Raw genomic sequence first — 18,256 nt, 5'->3', positions numbered from 1 at the left:
CAAGGCTTAACACTATAACTATGTTAAGCCTTCAAAATTTATTGTTCATGGAATTACTACAATTATGCGCTATACACACACTATATTACTTTTATTTTTCTCTTATTGTGTTTTTGCACAAGAACGTATTACAATCAGCGGTTTTGTAAAGGAAAAGGGAAGTCAGGAGCAGCTGCCCGGTGCCAATGTGTATATTCCCGGGACTTCCATTAATGCCGTGACCAATAATTACGGTTTCTATTCTTTAACCGTTCCCGTTTCGGATTCCGTAACCATCTCCTATTCGCTTGTAGGTTATGAAAAAGTGGTTCGTACGGTTCATGCGCAGCAGAATATGGAACTGAATGTTTTTCTCCCGTCCGTTCATCAGCTGGAAGAAGTCGTTGTTTCTGCACGTAAGCAGGAAGATTATGTGAGCCGGTCGGCGCAAATGAGCGTTCTGGAAATTCCGATTCAGCAGATCAAGAAAATGCCTGCGCTCTTTGGAGAAAAGGATGTTTTAAAAGGTCTGCAGTTGATGCCAGGTGTTCAGAAAGGTACCGAAGGCCAGACGGGGCTTTATGTTCGCGGCGGCGGACCGGATCAGAATCTGATTATTCTGGACGATGCCGTTGTTTACAATGCAAACCATCTTTTCGGCTTTTTCTCCGTATTCAACAGCGATGCAATCAAAAATGTGGAACTGACAAAAGGCGGTTTTCCGGCACGTTATGGCGGCCGGCTATCGTCCGTTGTTGAAATGAACATGAAAGAAGGAAGCAAAGACAAGCTGCACGGCGAAGGCGGAATCGGGCTGATTGCTTCGCGGCTGACGCTGGAAGGACCATTATCAAAAGGAAAATCATCTTTTTTAATATCCGGACGAAGAACTTATCTGGATATTCTGGCTGCTCCGGTAATTCAATTTTCTCAAAAAAACAGTCAGGAAAAGTTCCGGCCCGGCTACTATTTTTATGACCTGAATGCCAAAATCAATTATGATTTCGGGGCAAAAGACAAGCTTTACCTTAGCGGCTATCTCGGTCAGGACAAATTTTATATTAAAGAGAAAAGATCAAATTTTGAAGCGAACACTGGCATTGATTGGGGAAATGCAACGGCAACCATGCGCTGGAACCACATTCTGAACCGAAAACTGTTTGTCAATACGTCTTTTATATTCACCAATTTCAATTTTGCCACAACCAGTTATTTCAAGGAAGTTACCGGCGAAAATCGTAGCGAAAGTGAATCCAGCCTGCGTTACAATTCGAACATCAGGGATTTAAGCCTGAAAACGGATTTTGACTTTTATCCGTCAGCGGCTCATGCCATCAGGTTCGGGGCACAGGCCACGCTTCACAAGTCAACTCCTTCTGCCGTTGCGATGTCGGGTTCGTACAGTGACAAGCCCATTGACCCGAATGAAAAGCCGGTTCAGTCTATGGAAGCCGGTATTTATGCCGAAGATACCTGGCAACCCTTTGATGCGTTGAAAATGAATGCAGGATTCCGGCTGAGCTACTTCAAGGCCAGAAATAAAAGTTACGTACAGCCCGAACCACGCTTTTCGGCAGCATTGCGGCTGGATCCCGATTTTTCTGCAAAGGTTTCCTATGCGCGCATGAATCAGTATGTCCATCTTTTGTCCAATACCGGCCTTGGATTGCCGACCGACTTGTGGGTAACCAGCACGGACCGCATTGCTCCGCAACAATCCAGCCAGTATGCATTCGGTTTTGCAAAAGACCTTGAACAGCCTGCGCTTACATTTACACTGGAAGGATTTTACAAAAACATGGATCATATTCTGAGCTACAAGGAAGGCGCTACGTTTCTGGGTATTGCCGGAGAAGGTGAAAATGCGAACGATGTGAACTGGGAAGACAATGTTACGTCCGGCAAAGGCTGGTCGTACGGCTCCGAGTTTCTGGTTCAGAAAAAAACCGGCAGGCTTTCCGGCTGGATCGGCTATACGCTGTCATGGATTTACTGGAAATTCCCGGAACTGAATAACGGCAATACTTTTCACCCGCGTTACGACCGCCGCCACGACCTTTCGATTGTGGGTATTTACGAGCTTAGCAAGCGGATTACAATGTCTGCAACGTGGGTTTACGGAACAGGCAACGCACTTACTTTGCCTACGTCCATTTACAGCGCTATAGATTCAAGAATTGATCACAGGTTTTTTGGTCATTACAATCCCGATGAAAATTCCATTAACAGCCATACGTCTGGTTCGGAGGCTACGGAATACGCAAGCAAAAACAACTTTCGTGCACAACCTTTTCACCGGCTGGATCTGGCTATTCAGTTTCACAAAAAGAAGAAACGGCATGAACGAACTTGGGAATTCAGCGTGTACAATGCCTATAACCGCAAGAATCCTTTCTATTATGATATCTCGCACAAATTGATTGCAGACGGGAAAATCCAGAGTAACCTGAAAAAGTATTCTCTGTTTCCGGTAATCCCTTCTTTCAGCTACAACTTCAAATTTTAAGCCATGAAAAAGTTAAAATCAATTTTCAGCATTGCGGTTATCGCCCTGTCGCTGATGCTGGCCGCCTGCGAATCAATGGTGACGGATATTCCTGAGGCAAAGCTGCCGAAGACTGAATCCAAACTTGTGGTAAATTCCGTCATTTCTCCGCAGCTGCCCTACATCAATGTCATTGTAACGGAATCCATTCCTTTATTTACAAAAACAGATGCGACAGGAGACAGAATAGAAAATGCAACGGTAAAGATTTCGGACGGTGTCCATGAAGCTACAATTCCTTTTGATCCCAAAAACAAACTGTACAGCTTACCACAGTCAAAATTCCCGATTTCAGCTTCTAAAACGTATTCCCTGTTTGTTTCGGATGGCAAAAGAACCGTAACGGCAGAATGTACCGTTCCGAAGCAAACTCCGGTTATAAAATCGTACGAGATCGATTCGCTGGTCACAAGCTATGCTTTATACCAGGATACTGCAGTCACACTAAAAATGACATGGCAGGATATTCCGAAGGATACCAATTATTACAGGACCAGTGCATTTATGGACATTGATTACACAGTTCCGGTTTCGTCAGACAAGCAGGATTTCATTGAAAAGAGGATTTCTGACAAATTCGAGTTCAACTGGAACTGGGAGCTGGGAAGAAATGAATTTATCAGTGACAACCAACTGGACGGATCACTTTTTACATCCTCAACCGGAAGATCAAGTCTGCCGCACGCGCAGGAAAAAACTCGCAGCAATGGTAAAAGCGTCACTATTTATCCCAATACCAAAATCACGGCGATCAACATGGAAGTATATAGTATAGACAAGCATTATTACAAATATCATCGTTCGCAGGCAATCCGTGATAATTCGGACAGTCCTTTTACCGAGCCGACCTTAATTTATACCAATATAAAAGGCGGGCTTGGCTGCTTTGGTGCTTACAATGCGGCACAATTAAAACATTCCTACACAAAGTAACCCGGAACTTTACTGATCCTGAAAGCCGGGAATCCGGAGCTTTCCGGATCAGTAATTTTTTTTGCTATGCGGGCATATATCGGCACCCGTAAAATTGTCTCTAGCTAAAAACACACACTAACAATGGCATTTTATGAAAAAATTCTTCTGTTTGATGCTGACTTCCCTGTGCCTTTCATTGCCGGTAATTGCGCAGGACAAAATGCTGTGGGACGGTGAAACTCCCAATTCGGCAACTTGCACGAAAGCCTATGGCTCCATCCTTTCCGGGCCGGATGCTTATGCGGGCAATTCTTGTTTCAGGGCGGAACCCGATAATGCGCATTCGCCGCGGATCAGCTTTAATTGTACCGGCTTGTGGCGCTCGGATATTTCATCTTTCGACGAGCTTCGGTTTTTCATCAAATCCAACAAGGCAAATCAGATGACTTCGGTACGGTTTACAACTTATTTTGCCAAAAGCAACTGGGTAAATCTGGAACCTTACATACAAGGCGGAGGGTTGATTACGACCAGTTACAAGGAAGTCCGGATTCCGCTGGAACTTCTGAAAACGCAGAGCTATAATCTCAGCTCAATCGAATTTCTGGAATTTGGTACTTCTGCGGTCAGCCAGCTTCAGTTTTTTATTGACAACATAAAAGTTGCCGACGGAAAATCGCCGAAAGTTTATTTCAAGCCCGTCGCGGGTAACATTGCCAAACTTCGTGTCAGCGATAGATTTGATACAACCGACTGCTATAACGTTAAAAATTACAGTATTGAAAGTCAGGCTGATGCAAATTACAAGAACCTTGTTCATCCGGTAAAAATCGGGCGGCATGCTTATGTCTCCGGCCTTATGCCCGGTTCCGGAAGTACGGTTACCACATTCGAGCTTTTTCTGCTTTTTGACAAACCGTTGAAAAATAATGTTTCCTATACCATTCATGCGAATAAATTGAAGGATCTGTCGGGCAACAGCACAGTGCTGGATTCCACTTTCATTTTCAGCGACAAGGATATTTATGGAAATGTAAAAGCCAATCACGTCGGCTATCTGCCAGACAGCCCGAAGCTGGGAAAGCTCGGAAACTTTCTGGGCGATGCCTGGTTTATGCCGATCGATACATTGAACCCTCCTCCTTTTCAGCTTGTCAATGACGAACAGCAGGTTGTTTTCAGCGGCAACAGCAAATTCCTGAAAACCGATTCATCTTTCAGCGGCGAACGGGTATTTGAGCTGGATTTCTCCACATTTGCAACAGCTGGCAAGTATCATCTTTTTGTTCCCGGCTACGGCCGTTCCGAAAATTTCACCATTTCAGACAATGTTTACGATGAGCCCTACTTTCACACTGCACGCGCACTATATTTTCAAAGAACAGAAAAGCTGGAAGGATCAAGCGCCGGAAACTGGGCACGTGACGGATTGCCGAATAAAACGGCTGAAATTCATTCGTCACATACCCTTTCGGATCTGAACAATGGTACGGACTATGCACCGGGAACCAAGATACCCATGCCGAAAGGCTGGCTTGATGCCGGCGATTATGGCCGTTACGTTCCCACTGCCGCCAGCGCCATGTTCATCCTGTTTACTGCTTTCGAGTTATATCCAAAAAAGTTTCCTGACGGCTTCTCCAATATTCCTGAAAGTGATAACAACATTCCTGACCTGCTGGACGAACTACGGTATGAAACGGACTGGCTCAAACACATGCAGGCACCCGATGGCGGCGTTTATTTCAGGGTAACGCCTGCACTCTGGTCAAGCGGCTTGCCCGGTGAAGAAACCAACCCGTTTTATGTTTCTGAAAAAACAACGCAATCCACAGCCATGTTTGCTGCTGCCATGGCCATGGCTTACCGGAATTTCAAAACGTATGATGTGACTTACGCCGATGCATGCCTGGATCAGGCCAAAAAAGCCTGGACCTTTCTTCAGGCACATCCTGCGGCTTCAAAACCTGTGGATGTCAAGGGAATTTCTGCCGGTCCGTACCCGGATGAAGAAGACCGTGACAACCGCGCATGGGCAGCAGCGGAGCTATATAAATCAACAGGGGATGAAATATATCATGCGGATTTTCTGAAATGGTACAAGCTGATACCGCACGAGTTTCATGCAACCATGAGCTGGCAGCAGCATACCGTCAAGGCGATCTGGGCTTATTCCACTACTGCATTCCCTGTGGAAGCTGTGCATGTGGATGAATTCAAAAACAAGCTGAACTCCGAAATACTCGTGAATTATTTTAACCGGACCATGAAAAAGCATGCTTATCACGGTGCCTATCATCATTACAAAGGTTATGTCGGCTTTGGAAGTTTTGCGATGGCGCAGAGTTATGCATTCGATTACATCATGTTCAGCCATTTGCTCAAAAAGCCTGAGTTGCTTGATCTGGCCAAAATACAGCTTGACATTCCTTTGGGAAATAATCCGCTGTCCAGAAGTTTTATTACTGGCATTGGAAAAAATGCGCCAAGATTACCGCTGCACTGGTCATCTTTGCCCGGCAAGTTTCCCGAACCGGTTCCCGGCGTGCCTGTTTTCGGCCCGGCCGCTACGCTGACCATGAACCGGCCTTCCAGTTTTGCCATTCAGGATTCAGCAAACCGTTACCCTTACGGCTATAAAAAAGATGATCCTTATCCCGTTCTCCGCCGGTATACAGACGTGCGGGAAGCCGTAGAAATGGCTGAGTTTACGGTTCAGGAAATGGCCGTAACCATCGCGTCCTTTGCCTTTTTCAGTTCCGTTTCAAACGGACCGCTTCCTGTTCGTTTCAAAAACTTCGGAGCAAAATCAGGCAAATGCAATGTAGAACTGTACTGGGCAACAAGCGAAGAAATCAATGCGGATTATTTCTCTGTACAGCGAAGCCGTGACGCAAAAACATTCAGCGAAATAGGCCGGGTAAATGCCGCAGGCACTACAAAACTGAACCACTCCTATTCATTTACAGATACGCAGCCGGAACTGACTAATTATTACAGGCTGAAAGAAGTGGATCATGACGGGAAATATGAAGTGACCAGAATTGTTCATGCTGCTGATCCGTGCAATGGAACAAAGGTTGTTGTAAGTGAACTGAAGCATTCTACTTTTGAAATAAAAACAGAAACCCGGCAGGATGGTAAAATTGAACAGTTATCCGCCGAACTGATCAGTAAAGAAGGCCGAATCCTAACACATCAGGAACTGAAACAGAATGCGGCAACACTGCTCGATGCCTCCGGCATTCCTTCGGGCATTTATATGCTGCACATCAGAAACAAATCAGATTACCCGATACATACTCAAAAAATAGTAATTTATTAAACCACATCTTGCATAAAACTGCTTAACTCCTGTTTCGGCCGGCAAGGACCTGAACTGCCGGCCGAAATTTTCACAAACCCGCACTTTCCGGAACCATAACAGAATCCCGAATTTTCTGGCACGGATATAATCAGTAAACAGGAATGACTTTCTCAGGTACTTTTCATGAAATTCCGTTTTGTTCGACCTTATCTAATCTGTTGCTTTCTTTTGTTCTTCCATTATTCCAAAGCTCAGAGCATTGAACATAACGGCTGGGTTTTCTGGTCGCATGAGCAAAAACTTGCTGAAAAGTGGCAATTCAGTTATGATATGCAGCTCCGTTCTGCTGACCGGTTTGATTATGCCAATACACTTTTGATCCGGCCGGGAATCGGGTACAAAATCAGAGAAAATCAGACGGTTACTTTGGGTTATACCTATTTCGGAACCTGGGAAAAAGAAGACGACAAACTTGAATATGAACCGGAAAACAGGATTTTTGAACAATTTGAAATCAGGAACAAATTTAAAAACATACCCGTAACAAACCGGTTCCGTTTTGAGCAGCGGTTCATGCATATGCAGCAAGAGAAGATATTTGCGCAGCGGATCCGGTATTACATACAGGCATTAATCCCGGTTGCTGCAAATCCTGACTTTACGAAGGGAATATATGTTTGTCTTCAGAACGAACTCTTTCTGAACGTTCAGGGAAACGAACAGTCCGGCAGGCGTTTTTTTGATCAGAACCGGCCCTATGCGGGAACCGGATACCGTTTTAACAAAAAACTTGATCTGGAAGCCGGATACATGCTGCGGTACATTATCCAGGAGGATAAAAATGTACGAAACAATATATTCCAGCTTTCGATCAAGTCGTCGTTCTGAAAAAAATCTAGATCTGATTGTTCAGGATTGCGGCAATGTCGCTTTGGCTCGGAACAGGACCGGATGTTTTATCCGATTCGCTTTCAAAACCTTTTTGGGTACGATGTCCTTCCGTTCCAGAATCCGGCAGAAATTTATTGGCCAACGTAAAAATACCGGACATCAACCCGGGTTTGATGCCTTGTACCGCTACTGCAAGTTTGGCCGTAAACGTCAGCGTTACTTCATTCAGGCCGTATTCTGTGGCCTGAATAATTTTCCTGGCAGATACTTCCGGATCCTGAGCAAGCAAAGGCGAAGAACCGGCGTACTTAAACCATGCAAATTCCGATTCATGCTTGCCTTTGACGAGAATATTTCTCGGGCTTCCGGTATTCATCAGATTGGGTATAACCGTAGTGACGTGGATATTATCTTTTTTCAGCTCAGCATGCAATCCTTCCGACAGGGCCACCATCGCAAACTTGCTTACACTGTAAGGCAGCAAATGCGGTACCGATATTTTCCCTCCTATTGAGCAGATATTCACGATCCTGCCTTTTCCCTGCTCGGCAAAATACGGCAAAGCAGCCTTGATCATATAAAGCGAAGCCCAGAAATTGGTATCCATTGTTTTTTTATAATCCTGAATATCCATGACATTCTGTGGCCCTACGAGCATGATGCCCGCATTGTTGATGAGCACATCTATTTTGCCAAAGTGAGAAACTGCCGTTTGTACTACTTTAAGGGCGTCATTGGGATCGCTGATGTCTGCCGTTACTGCCAGCACATTCGCGCCCCTTTCGGTCAATTCATTTTCGGCACTTTCAAGCTGTTCGGAATTTCTGGAACAAATTACCAGCAATGCCCCTTTGGAAGCCAGTTCCCGCGCCATGATCAGGCCCAGGCCACGTGCGCCGCCGGTAATCACAACAACTTTATCAGCGAAATCAAACCGGTTCATTTCCCTGTAAATCCTTTTGGCGGCAGCATACAAACCGATGCCGGCAGCGGCATACAAGGCCAGTGTTCCCGAACCTGAACTATTGCTTTTATTTTCTTTCATAATAAGTCTTTTTCGTTGAAAAACCGGCATTTAAATTTTTGTGCCCGCTTGCGGACACTGCCGGCTCCTGTTTATAATAAGGTATCTTTATTTTTCCTCACTTGTACCCGAGGCCAGCAGTCCGGCAGGAACCTTGAGTTCGCCTGTTTCAAAATCAATAATTCCGTTTTGTTCTTCCTCAATGTTCGTTGCCTGCGTATAAACGTCTCCGGCTATCGGCCTCTTTCTCAGTTCCTCCTTGAAAAGCCTGATCTGTTGTGTACGTGCTCCATCATCCTTGGGGCCGCCGTAATCTGCAAATCCGAACCCGCCCCATTCGCTTACGATCAGCGGAACCTGTTTTCTGTAAAAGAACGGATCTCCGACTACAAGCGGGAAAGCAGCGACACTTTCCATTTTTCCGGCCGTAAGGTCATCCAGCAATCGGCGCCAGTGCTCCGCATCGGGCGTGTAAAGGTGTGCTGTCAGTAAATCGGATTTCAATTTCCCCTCAAATGAAATATGCTGCCAGCCATCATTGTCAACAACCAGAAACTGCGGATACGCAATTTGCATGTAATGATACATGTCCATAATGTATTGTCTGGTTTGCGGATTGGTAGCGATATCCTGTGCGCCCCAGTCTTCATTGTACAAGCTCCATATCACAACTGAAGGATGTGTGCCGATCAGCGCGAGCATTCTGAACAGTTCGTCTTTATGATTGGCGCGGCTTTTGGAACTGGAACGGTGCGGACTCGGAACTTCCACCCAAAGCAAAATACCGATCTTGTCCGCCAGCTTGTAAATGCGCGGGTCCACACCGGCGATGTGTATACGCACCAGGTTACAGCCCAGTTCTTTCATGGCGTATAAATGCTGCTGTATTTGCCTGTAAGATGCATTTCCCGGCTGGTACAAAATACCGTCCAGATAAACCTGTTTATGGTTCAGGAAAATGCGGTTTCCTCTGGCTTCAAATTTTCTTAGTCCGAATTTGGTTTCTATTTCCGAGGTATAATCATTTTCGTCAATAAGCTGGGCAACGAGCCGGTATAAATACGGATTTTCTGGCGACCAGAGTTGGGCGTCCTTGATTTCCAGAACCAGCCGCTGCGATTTCTGCCCTGCTTCCAGCATGATCGGATATTCGTCTTCGGCAACCAGTTTTACATTTTCCGGATTTTTATCAACATTAAAAACTTTCAGGCGTATTTTGTACGCGCCGGGATCATGAATACGGGTGGTCAAATTAAAACGGACAAGATTATCTTCCACAATACTGACGACACCTACACGTGAGCGCAACCGGTTTCTTTCCACTGTTTCCAGCCAAATGCTCCGAACGGCGCCGGTGAATGTCTGATACCAGATTCCACCACGTTTGTAAACATGTGATTCCTGCTTGCCGCGCGTAATATCCGCATCCATGGAATTAGCTATGCGTACGGTGAGACGGTTTACCGGCCTCAGAATCCTTTCTTCCAGTTCGTAGGAAAAAGATGTGTATTCGCCGATATGCTTGTCTTCTCCTTCAATTGTCGACAGCAAAAACCCGTTCAGCCAAACCTGTGTTTCGTACCCGCATGCACCGAATGTAAGCTGAAGCAAGGCTTCATTCTGACCGTCGATTTCGGCATGTCTGGGTTTTTCAAATTCTCTTTCATACCAAACCACAATCTTGTCCTGCCAGGAAGGGCTGTTCTGCTGAAGGCTTGCCAGGTGTGTTTCCACACTTCCCGGCCAATGCGCGGTTTTTTCGTAGTTATGACTGATATACCAGTTTTCCTGAATGCCTTTGTCCTCGGGATCAATTGCGAACTTCCATTCTCCGTCCAGTAGAACAAATTCATTGGGGCGAAGTACTGCCCGCGGCAACGGGCTTACAAAGTTCTCTTCAGCAAACTCTTCTTCTTTACTTTGTGAAAATCCGTAATTGGGATGAACAGGAGTCTTACTCATCAGTATAGCATTAAATCAGACAATAATATTTACTTCATTGCTTCACCTGTAATCGCCTTGCTTTTTGGCTGTAAAGCAATTATTTCCGGAAAAGGATTCAGCTGCAATACAGAAGTGAATTGCTGCATGACTTCAGGTTTTCCTTCCGTGTTACATCAAGTACCTGTCATTAAAATAATGCCTGACATGATATTGAGGTAATTACTCAACGCATTTTTGATGTTTGCCGCAATGCATTAAATCTTTATCCCGAAAGAAATCCCGAAGCTTCTTCCATCCGAGCTCCATATGCCTGCTCCCGGATACATCGTTGGTCTTTTGGTAAAATACTGCCTGCCGGTGAGATTATTGATGCCCATCCGCAATGTGTAACTTTTGCCGAGATGAAGAGTGGCATTTACATCCAGCAAACCATAGGCGGGAACTTTCCCGATGGTTCCGTTTGCGGACGGCGCAACCGTATTAAGCGGATTGGCAAAACTTGAACTGACGTAGCTGTACTGACAGGTGAGTGAAAGTTTTTTGTACAAAAGCTGCATGCCGTTCCGGGATATCCAGGCGGGAACGCCCTCTACTTTGTTGCCGGTTATACTGGTGTTTTCATTATTTGCAACGGCGCTGCCTTTTATGTAAGTGGCATTGAAAAAAGAAGTGGAGGTAAAGAAGGAAAGTTCGGTCGGAACGGAATTCGTTGTGATGTGAACGGGCACGAACTCTACATATGCTTCCACACCCCGGTTGCGGGTATTGCCCGTTGTGGTCCTTAAAAGATAAGCATTGCCGTTTTCACGCATCGAAACGGTTCCCATCCTGTTGTTGATCAATACCTGAAAAAGTCCGATATCATATTTCAGTCTGTTCCGGACGTTTCCACTGATTCCTGCTTCCAGATTATATCCATAGGCATCTTTCAGGTTTTTGTCCACGCGTTCCAACACAGAACCGGGAATAATGTCCTTGAAAACGACCGGTCTGTAAGCCTGTGAAAAGCCGGCATAAATCCGGTTTTCGGCATTGATACGATACTGCGAACTGATCCCGAACAATGGAAATTTGTGTTTTATTTTATCAGGGAAATTGTCCTGATCGTAATAACTGATCGTTCCCGTCATGGCTGTACCGCCGTTTTCAATCCGGAGGCCGGGCGATAAACTAAACCTGGGCGTCAGATAAATCAGGTTTTCCAGAAAAAAAGCAACGTTGCGTGTTTTCATGAAAAGATTACGTCCAAAAACCGGGTCTGTGAGCGTCAGGTCAAAATCGCTGCCCGTTGTTCCTTTACCCAATTGTCTTCTGTGCAGGTTATTATGCATGTACTGAACACCCGCAGAAAGTATATTCCGGAATCCTGCCAGCTCATAAGTATGCATAACCCGCAACTCGGACGTAAAGCTTTCGAAGTTGTCAATATCGACCTGCCGTGCTTTGTAAGAACCTGTTGCCGTGTTGACCGTATCCGGAATATTGGCAAAAGCGTCGAACATTACGCTGTTCCGTGCGCCGTATACGCCGGAATTCGTAAATTTTAGGATCGTGGCAGGACTTATTTTCCAGTCCAGCACAACAGACGGAATGTAAATATCCGGATTGAAGTAATTCCGTGAACGCGTGGACTGACGCGGGTCTGCCGCAAACATAGCATCCGTTAAAGGGCCGGGAATCTGATAAATATAAGAAGAGCGGCCGAGTTCTGCATGCAACCTCAATGATTTGCTGAATGCATAATTCAGGCTGACCAACTGGGATTGTGCGTCAGATTTTGAATTCTTCCGGTACCCGTCAGCATGTCTTTTCTGGTAATAAGCCGAGTAAGTTAATTTTCCGATTTTACCGCCAATGGCATTGTAAGAACTGAAAAGCCCGAAAGAACCGGCTGAATTGATGGTTTCAAATGAAAAAGCCTTTGTTGTATCCGGCGTTTTGGTAACGTAATTGATCATGCCTCCAAACTGGGCGCCATACTGCAGCGAAGATGTGCCTCTGACCAGCTCGATGCGCTCAATGGATTCCATAGCCGGGCTGTAATGGCTGGCCGGATAACCGTACATGTCGGAATTTGTGATGATGCCGTTTTGGCGAATGTTGTATTCCCATGACCGGTGCGGGTCCAGTCCGCGTGTCGAGATATTGATCTGGTTTCCGCTTCCGTCCATATCGTATACAAAAACGCCGGGGATTTTGGCAAAAATCTGTCTGCCCGTTTTTTCGGTTATGTTTCCGTTGACACCTTCGAGATTGATGACTTCATTTTTCTTACCCGCAGTTAAATAGGTATTATGAATATCCGGAAGCCGTTCGGTATGGATTGTATTTTTTCGTTCTTCAACGGTTACTTCATTAAGTTCCAGCGTCTTGTTGTAATCTTTTCCGTTATTTTCGCGCGTTTGTGCAAAACTTGTATGTTGAATGAATGGAAACAGTAAAATGATAAAATGCAGTAAATGTGTTCTCATTACAGGATATTAATGACTATCTGAAATCAGTATTGTTTTGTACCGGGGTGGAACGTTCGCCAGCTATGCCAGAATTCCTGATAGGCATTAATCCGTTTCAAGTCTTTGCCGGAGCCCGAAATGCGTTTTCCCAGAAGGTTGTACGATGCATGGTCTGTAAAAAGCGTATCATTCCTGATTTGTAAAGCATTGTCAGTACGCTCACGGTCAAATGCAAAAAAGCTCCGGTTATCGGCAGCGATCACAAGCGCTACTGCCACCGCACCCACCTGATCATTGACAATTCTTTCTTTTTTGAGCCGGTTCCAGTCAAATGCCTTGGATTTTTCTCCTGCTTTTATGCCCACAACCCACGATTTTTCTTTCCAGGAAACTGTATCCGTCCGTGTGAGTTCCGATTTGCCTTTTCCGCTTTCATACCGGCTCATGGAATCATATTTGGCCTGATAAACGGGATCGGGCTGCATTATTTTGCTGTCGGGATGCATTTTTACCCATTGTGCGAGCGTGGTTTGCGTACTGGCCAGTTCAGGAAGAAAATGTCCTTTCAGCGGTCCGGCTATGGCTTCGCCGTTTGCCTGCCGCCACCAGCTTCCGGTAGTCGCATCTTCAAACATGGCATTAAAATGATCCATTCCTACGAGCCGGAACGTTTCTTTTTTGCCATTGACAACCGGTTCAAAAACCCTTCCTGTACGGCAAACGGTACAATAAGTTACAATCACGGGTTTTCCTCCGATTACATCCTGAACCTGATGATGATAACCAATGTACTGAATCGGGTAAGCTTTCGGGTCGCCGTTTGCTTCTGTTCCAATAACAAGCCGGTCATTACCGACTTTGTTCAGAGAGGCGTTGTAGAGAATGACTTCATTGGGCTGATAAAACATGGTATCGGCAGCCATTTGATAATTCGCAGCATATGTAACCGCAGTTGCAAGAAGTATTGAAACCAATGGAGCCCATTTTGTTTTTCCTGAAAATACCGAAAAGGCACCTGCTACAATCATTATCCAGAACAAGCCCCTAAAAGTCCAGCGCCAGCTGTGCAGAAAGTAAGCAAGATCAATGCTGTTCATTTGCTGGCTTCCCGGCATGGGCATAATGAAGTAGACTTTTGCAATTTCGTACAGGATAATGCCTGTAATTCCCAAGTAAAAAACTGCTTTCATATGATTATAAATAACTGAGCATTAAAGGTATATTGAGATTTCCGGAGAAAAAAAAGAGTCTTTAAAACCGGAAGAACTGTAAAAGAAACGGACCCGCCATCCGGCAGATCCGTTTGCCAGATTATTAACCTATGATACTATATGCTGAATTGACGGCTTCCCGTTCGAATATGCTGAAACCGGAATAAAGGTTACAGTAACATCCTGTTTGTTACAAAACAGCGCCTTGCACGAACGGAAATAATACGCCGGATAAAAGATAAATTCCCGATGCATGTATGCACATGGCATCTGCAAAGAAATTGCATCAGGAATTACAGTAAAGAGAATTGACTAAGCCTGATCCGGAGGCGGAGATGGAATAACGGAATGCCTTTCAGGAAGAAAGGAATGAGAATAAGTATAGCTGTAATCATTGGATTCGGCCCATTCCAGCACGTAAAAGATGTGCTTGTGACCGGAAATCATGTATTCTTTCAGAAAGTTTTTCAAGACATGCGCATGCTGATCACTCCGGGAATCGGCAGCCGTACCCGTAACCTGATCGTTGATTTTTGAAACAAGGTCTGTAAAACGGTCTCTTGCATTCTGATCAAACTCGCATTGCACATACAGCGTGTCATTGATAAGCTGCTGACTTTTCATCTGATAAAAACGGCCTTCATGTTCAATCTGGCCTTCTGCCGGTTCGGGCGCATCCCAGTTGTTCTGATAAGGAACGGAAACCGGAACTTTGATGATGATATTTTCGGAAGCAACGGACTGCTGAATCAGATATTTTCCCGCATTGCTGATGACATGACGCTCTTCAGACAAGTAGACTATAGAATAGCCCACCATGTTATAAAGCAGCAGCCCCAATAGCAATATGGAAATAATCCTGCGCAATGTTAAAATAATAAAATTTTATGAGATAATGCAAAATTATAAAAAGCTTGATGAAAACCCAGTCCTATCAACTATTTTATTTTACACCCGATTGTTATGAAATTTAAAACGAGTTGTACCTTTTCACCGGATTTCCATTCAGTTTACTAATCAGCTACGCAATAAAGTTTGATATATGCCTTTTATCAATTTCAATACAAACAAGGTTATAAAGATCTGGGACGGCATTTACGGTACGCTTTCACATTCGGAAAAGCAGACTTTCGGCCACCTGACCATTGATGCGGGCACGATCCTGCCTGCACACAGCCATTTTCATGAACAATGGTGCCATGTACTGGAAGGGGAACTGGAGTTCGATATTGAAGGTGAAAAGATGAACCTTACGAAAGGGATGACGGCTTACATTCCGTCCCATGCGGTGCATTCCGCAGTAGCACATACGCAGTGCAAGGTTATTGATTGCTTTACGCCGGCACGTGAAGATTTTATTGAGCTGGAAAAGCAGACAGTATAATATTTGTCCTGTTCTTGTTTCAGAAAGGCGTTATAAAGTAAACCGGATAACTAACACGTTTTGCTGTGTCTTTTATCCGGTTTATTTGTGACCCCGAAGGATTGCAACATTTTTTAAAGATAGAATCATGTGGCAGCTTTAAGTTCTAGACCAGTTCCTTTTCGAATTGCATCCCAATCTGTGCCGGCGGAAAGCTGACAATCCGGTTGAATTCAGCCACAGCCTGATTGATATGCTTCTGGGAAATTCCGCTGTATTCCAGCAGAATGGATTTGGCCTGCTGCGTTCCGGACCTTTTCATTTTCCAGTACTGCGGGTGATTGATCCCGATTGGTGCGCGGAAATACTTTTCTCTGGGTTCCCGGATCAGTATTTCATAATCGGTACTTAATTCCGGACTGTCATTCAGGAAATATCCTTTCACAATGACTTTTACTTCCCTGCCACTTTTTAACTGGAAAATCTTTTCGTGTATCATAACGGTTTTGTTTAAGAACTGACTCATTTTGCAAAATCTGTTGAACGCTGCCTGCTTTTATCTGCCGCAAACGATTAAATGACTCTGCAAACTTTGTCACACTAAACCGTTTTTTCTTAAAATGATTAGTAAACGGTTGCCCTACTTAGCATACGGTCGTTTTTGCTATTTTATTGGTCAGTAAATAATTCATTCCACTACATGACCTACAAACTGAGCCGTATTATCCAGAATCCTGCCGCCTCTACGGAATCCTAATCCGCAGGCTTCCCCGGCATAAAAAACCCCTGCCTGATAAGAAAAACCTGCCGCATCCGTTGGAAACCTGACGTATTCCTGAAAAATCTTATTCTGACTATCATATTCACCTTCAACACTTTCCAGGACTTCTCCGCCTTTTTCAAGAATGGACACGTTTGCGCCTTCTCTTCCAAACAGCACTTTGCTTACCGATTGTTTATGCGGCAAAGCGTATCTTTCTGTCTGCAGCAAAAGCGGGTGGTACGGATAAAGGTCCCAGAGAATTTTCAGAATGTATTTGGATTGAAAAAGCAAAGTATACGCAGGATTCAGGATAAGCGCCTTTCGTGTCTTGACAATATCCGTTAGCATGGCTGCAAGCTCCGGTTCATCATTTCCGATGTACTCCCATGGAACCAGTTTGAACCAGAAATCGAAGCGAACGAAATTGCCTCCTTCAGACTCAAACTTGAAAATGCCTTGTCCGTTTGAAAATTCCACTTCATCCACATAAGCAAAATCCGTATCAAACCCGGCTTCCTTTGCTGCTTCCGATAACAAATTCACATTGGTATCATCCTCCGCATAACCTCTCATGGTCGAGAACAGAATGGACGGATTAAGATCATTGTTTATATCCTTCAAAAACCGAAACTGACTGACCAGCGTTTCATAAACCGTATTGAACTGCATGGAATCGTCCAGACCGTTCATACGCAGATGTGCCCATTGCACCACGGCCGTTTCAGGGATGCAAGTAGCGGTATCTGCATTAAACTCAATTAATTTGATGGGCTCATGATCCATTCCTCCTGCCAGATCGAAACGTCCGTACAAATGCACGTGCCGGTCATCAATCCAGGAAGTTTTGATCAGTTCCACCAGATTTTCGGGTATGCCCATCTCTTTGAAAAGATTATTGTCAATGGCATATTGTCCCGCTTCGATCAGCATGTCATACAAAGTCTCGGCGGCTTCATAATACTGATTGGCCAGCTCCTCTGAAATTACAACCATGTCACTGATCACATAAGGAGACGTGTCCGTTCCGAGCATCCAGTTCCAGCCTACATTCTGAAGCGCCTTTTCCGGATGATTGGAAAGGGTTTTTAATTTTATCATGATTTTGGGGTTATTGCTTTTATTGGTTATCCTCCGCTTCTGCCAGCCGAACGGCCGAAGAATCCGCTTCTGCCGCCAGCCGGACGGGAATTTACTGTTCTTGTCGTTCTGGAAGCATTTACCTGCTGCACAACACTTTGCGACTTATTATAAGTAGCAGGATTGCTGTACACAGATCGAGCGACATTTCCGTTGTCCTGGCTACGGTAATTGTTGATATACCCGTTATTCATAGACCGGCCGAGAAAATAGCCCATACCGCCATACAAAAGCATGCTGGACAATCCGCTGTGATGCCCGACATAAGCATTGTTGTTCTGGATATCTTTGTCAATCAAGGCTTTGGCTGATTCTGTACTTAATGAATCCGTATGGCCGTCCAGGTAAGTTACAATAGCCAGGGATTTATCGGCATCCACGCTTTCTTCATCAGTAATCTTGAATTCGCCCGGCTTGACTTCCTTGATATGGGAACGCACTCCTTTTGTATAAGCCGTTTCTTCATAGCTGTAAGCAGACTCGTCTTCTTCACTGGAAGAGCAGCCCGTCATCATTCCAGAGGACAACATAGCCAGTGCAAGTGCGCCGCCGATACTGATATCTTTGGCCCTTTTTATAAAAGAACCTTTTCGTAATTGCGTCATAATATCTGATTTAGGATGAAGAACAGTTCAAAAATAATTCCAGACCTGTGTTAAATGAACACAATTTGTTCAAATGGTCTGTTTTTCAAGGTTAAAAATCCTGACTTCATTTAAACGGT

Annotated in this window: 13 protein-coding genes; 5 read left to right on the top strand and 8 right to left on the bottom strand. The window is 44.8% G+C overall.

The features are described from left to right. Window positions 1-64 precede the first annotated feature (64 nt). The 4 genes from FEM55_RS08455 to FEM55_RS08440 all read left to right on the top strand — a co-directional run bounded on the left by FEM55_RS08455 (window position 65) and on the right by FEM55_RS08440 (window position 7,634). Window positions 65-2,485, top strand: coding sequence for a TonB-dependent receptor (locus tag FEM55_RS08455; protein WP_138280901.1), 2,421 nt, complete (start codon window positions 65-67; stop codon window positions 2,483-2,485). A 3-nt stretch (window positions 2,486-2,488) separates the two neighbouring features. Continuing rightward, window positions 2,489-3,457 (top strand): DUF4249 domain-containing protein, encoded by a 969-nt coding sequence (locus FEM55_RS08450; protein ID WP_138280900.1) that lies wholly within the window; start codon window positions 2,489-2,491, stop codon window positions 3,455-3,457. 133 nt (window positions 3,458-3,590) lie between these two features. Beyond that, window positions 3,591-6,764: a glycoside hydrolase family 9 protein gene (locus tag FEM55_RS08445; RefSeq protein WP_229209161.1), complete on the top strand. Its 3,174-nt coding sequence runs from the start codon at window positions 3,591-3,593 to the stop codon at window positions 6,762-6,764. Window positions 6,765-6,974: 210 nt separating this feature from the next. Further along, a complete protein-coding gene (locus FEM55_RS08440) occupies window positions 6,975-7,634 on the top strand; it encodes a DUF2490 domain-containing protein (protein ID WP_171036510.1) in 660 nt (219 codons plus the stop codon). Window positions 7,635-7,641: 7 nt separating this feature from the next. Here FEM55_RS08440 and FEM55_RS08435 read toward each other — a convergent pair whose 3' ends face one another. From FEM55_RS08435 to FEM55_RS08415, 5 genes are all read right to left on the bottom strand, one after another. Beyond that, window positions 7,642-8,682 (bottom strand): SDR family NAD(P)-dependent oxidoreductase, encoded by a 1,041-nt coding sequence (locus tag FEM55_RS08435; RefSeq protein WP_171036509.1) that lies wholly within the window; start codon window positions 8,680-8,682, stop codon window positions 7,642-7,644. A gap of 87 nt (window positions 8,683-8,769) precedes the next feature. Continuing rightward, window positions 8,770-10,623: a glycoside hydrolase family 2 protein gene (locus FEM55_RS08430; protein ID WP_138280897.1), complete on the bottom strand. Its 1,854-nt coding sequence runs from the start codon at window positions 10,621-10,623 to the stop codon at window positions 8,770-8,772. 236 nt (window positions 10,624-10,859) lie between these two features. Beyond that, complete coding sequence (locus tag FEM55_RS08425; RefSeq protein WP_138280896.1) at window positions 10,860-13,076, bottom strand: TonB-dependent receptor family protein; 2,217 nt, start codon at window positions 13,074-13,076, stop codon at window positions 10,860-10,862. A 26-nt stretch (window positions 13,077-13,102) separates the two neighbouring features. Then, window positions 13,103-14,248: a DUF3179 domain-containing (seleno)protein gene (locus FEM55_RS08420; RefSeq protein ID WP_138280895.1), complete on the bottom strand. Its 1,146-nt coding sequence runs from the start codon at window positions 14,246-14,248 to the stop codon at window positions 13,103-13,105. A 333-nt stretch (window positions 14,249-14,581) separates the two neighbouring features. After that, on the bottom strand, window positions 14,582-15,136 hold the full coding sequence (locus FEM55_RS08415; RefSeq protein ID WP_138280894.1) for a hypothetical protein: 555 nt from the start codon (window positions 15,134-15,136) through the stop codon (window positions 14,582-14,584). A gap of 175 nt (window positions 15,137-15,311) precedes the next feature. Between FEM55_RS08415 and FEM55_RS08410 the strand changes: the two genes are divergently transcribed. Continuing rightward, window positions 15,312-15,653 carry a cupin domain-containing protein gene (locus FEM55_RS08410; protein ID WP_138280893.1) on the top strand — a complete coding sequence of 114 codons (342 nt, stop codon included), beginning with the start codon at window positions 15,312-15,314 and terminating at the stop codon, window positions 15,651-15,653. A 145-nt stretch (window positions 15,654-15,798) separates the two neighbouring features. On the opposite strand, the gene FEM55_RS08405 is transcribed toward FEM55_RS08410, so the two are convergent. The 3 genes from FEM55_RS08405 to FEM55_RS08395 all read right to left on the bottom strand — a co-directional run bounded on the left by FEM55_RS08405 (window position 15,799) and on the right by FEM55_RS08395 (window position 18,137). Then, a complete protein-coding gene (locus FEM55_RS08405; protein ID WP_138280892.1) occupies window positions 15,799-16,131 on the bottom strand; it encodes a hypothetical protein in 333 nt (110 codons plus the stop codon). Window positions 16,132-16,320: 189 nt separating this feature from the next. Continuing rightward, entirely contained in the window at window positions 16,321-17,493 is a 1,173-nt protein-coding gene (locus FEM55_RS08400; RefSeq protein WP_138280891.1) for a glutathionylspermidine synthase family protein, read from the bottom strand. 26 nt (window positions 17,494-17,519) lie between these two features. Further along, window positions 17,520-18,137 (bottom strand): Cj0371 family chemotaxis-regulating polar lipoprotein, encoded by a 618-nt coding sequence (locus FEM55_RS08395; RefSeq protein ID WP_138280890.1) that lies wholly within the window; start codon window positions 18,135-18,137, stop codon window positions 17,520-17,522. Window positions 18,138-18,256 lie beyond the last annotated feature (119 nt).

It is taken from the genome of Dyadobacter sediminis (assembly GCF_005860765.1).
Taxonomy (GTDB): Bacteria; Bacteroidota; Bacteroidia; order Cytophagales; family Spirosomataceae; genus Dyadobacter; species Dyadobacter sediminis.
The sequence above is the reverse complement of the archived record's forward strand: the minus strand, read 5'-3'. Positions and strand labels throughout refer to the sequence as shown.

What these genes read in the sequence shown, in the direction of transcription:
- FEM55_RS08395 (WP_138280890.1), bottom strand. Translation starts at nt 18,137, where the DNA reads ATGACGCAATTACGAAAAGGTTCTTTTATAAAAAGGGCCAAAGATATC.
- FEM55_RS08410 (WP_138280893.1), top strand. Translation starts at nt 15,312, where the DNA reads ATGCCTTTTATCAATTTCAATACAAACAAGGTTATAAAGATCTGGGAC.
- FEM55_RS08445 (WP_229209161.1), top strand. Translation starts at nt 3,591, where the DNA reads ATGAAAAAATTCTTCTGTTTGATGCTGACTTCCCTGTGCCTTTCATTG.
- FEM55_RS08420 (WP_138280895.1), bottom strand. Translation starts at nt 14,248, where the DNA reads ATGAAAGCAGTTTTTTACTTGGGAATTACAGGCATTATCCTGTACGAA.
- FEM55_RS08455 (WP_138280901.1), top strand. Translation starts at nt 65, where the DNA reads ATGCGCTATACACACACTATATTACTTTTATTTTTCTCTTATTGTGTT.
- FEM55_RS08400 (WP_138280891.1), bottom strand. Translation starts at nt 17,493, where the DNA reads ATGATAAAATTAAAAACCCTTTCCAATCATCCGGAAAAGGCGCTTCAG.
- FEM55_RS08425 (WP_138280896.1), bottom strand. Translation starts at nt 13,076, where the DNA reads ATGAGAACACATTTACTGCATTTTATCATTTTACTGTTTCCATTCATT.
- FEM55_RS08435 (WP_171036509.1), bottom strand. Translation starts at nt 8,682, where the DNA reads ATGAAAGAAAATAAAAGCAATAGTTCAGGTTCGGGAACACTGGCCTTG.
- FEM55_RS08405 (WP_138280892.1), bottom strand. Translation starts at nt 16,131, where the DNA reads ATGATACACGAAAAGATTTTCCAGTTAAAAAGTGGCAGGGAAGTAAAA.
- FEM55_RS08430 (WP_138280897.1), bottom strand. Translation starts at nt 10,623, where the DNA reads ATGAGTAAGACTCCTGTTCATCCCAATTACGGATTTTCACAAAGTAAA.
- FEM55_RS08450 (WP_138280900.1), top strand. Translation starts at nt 2,489, where the DNA reads ATGAAAAAGTTAAAATCAATTTTCAGCATTGCGGTTATCGCCCTGTCG.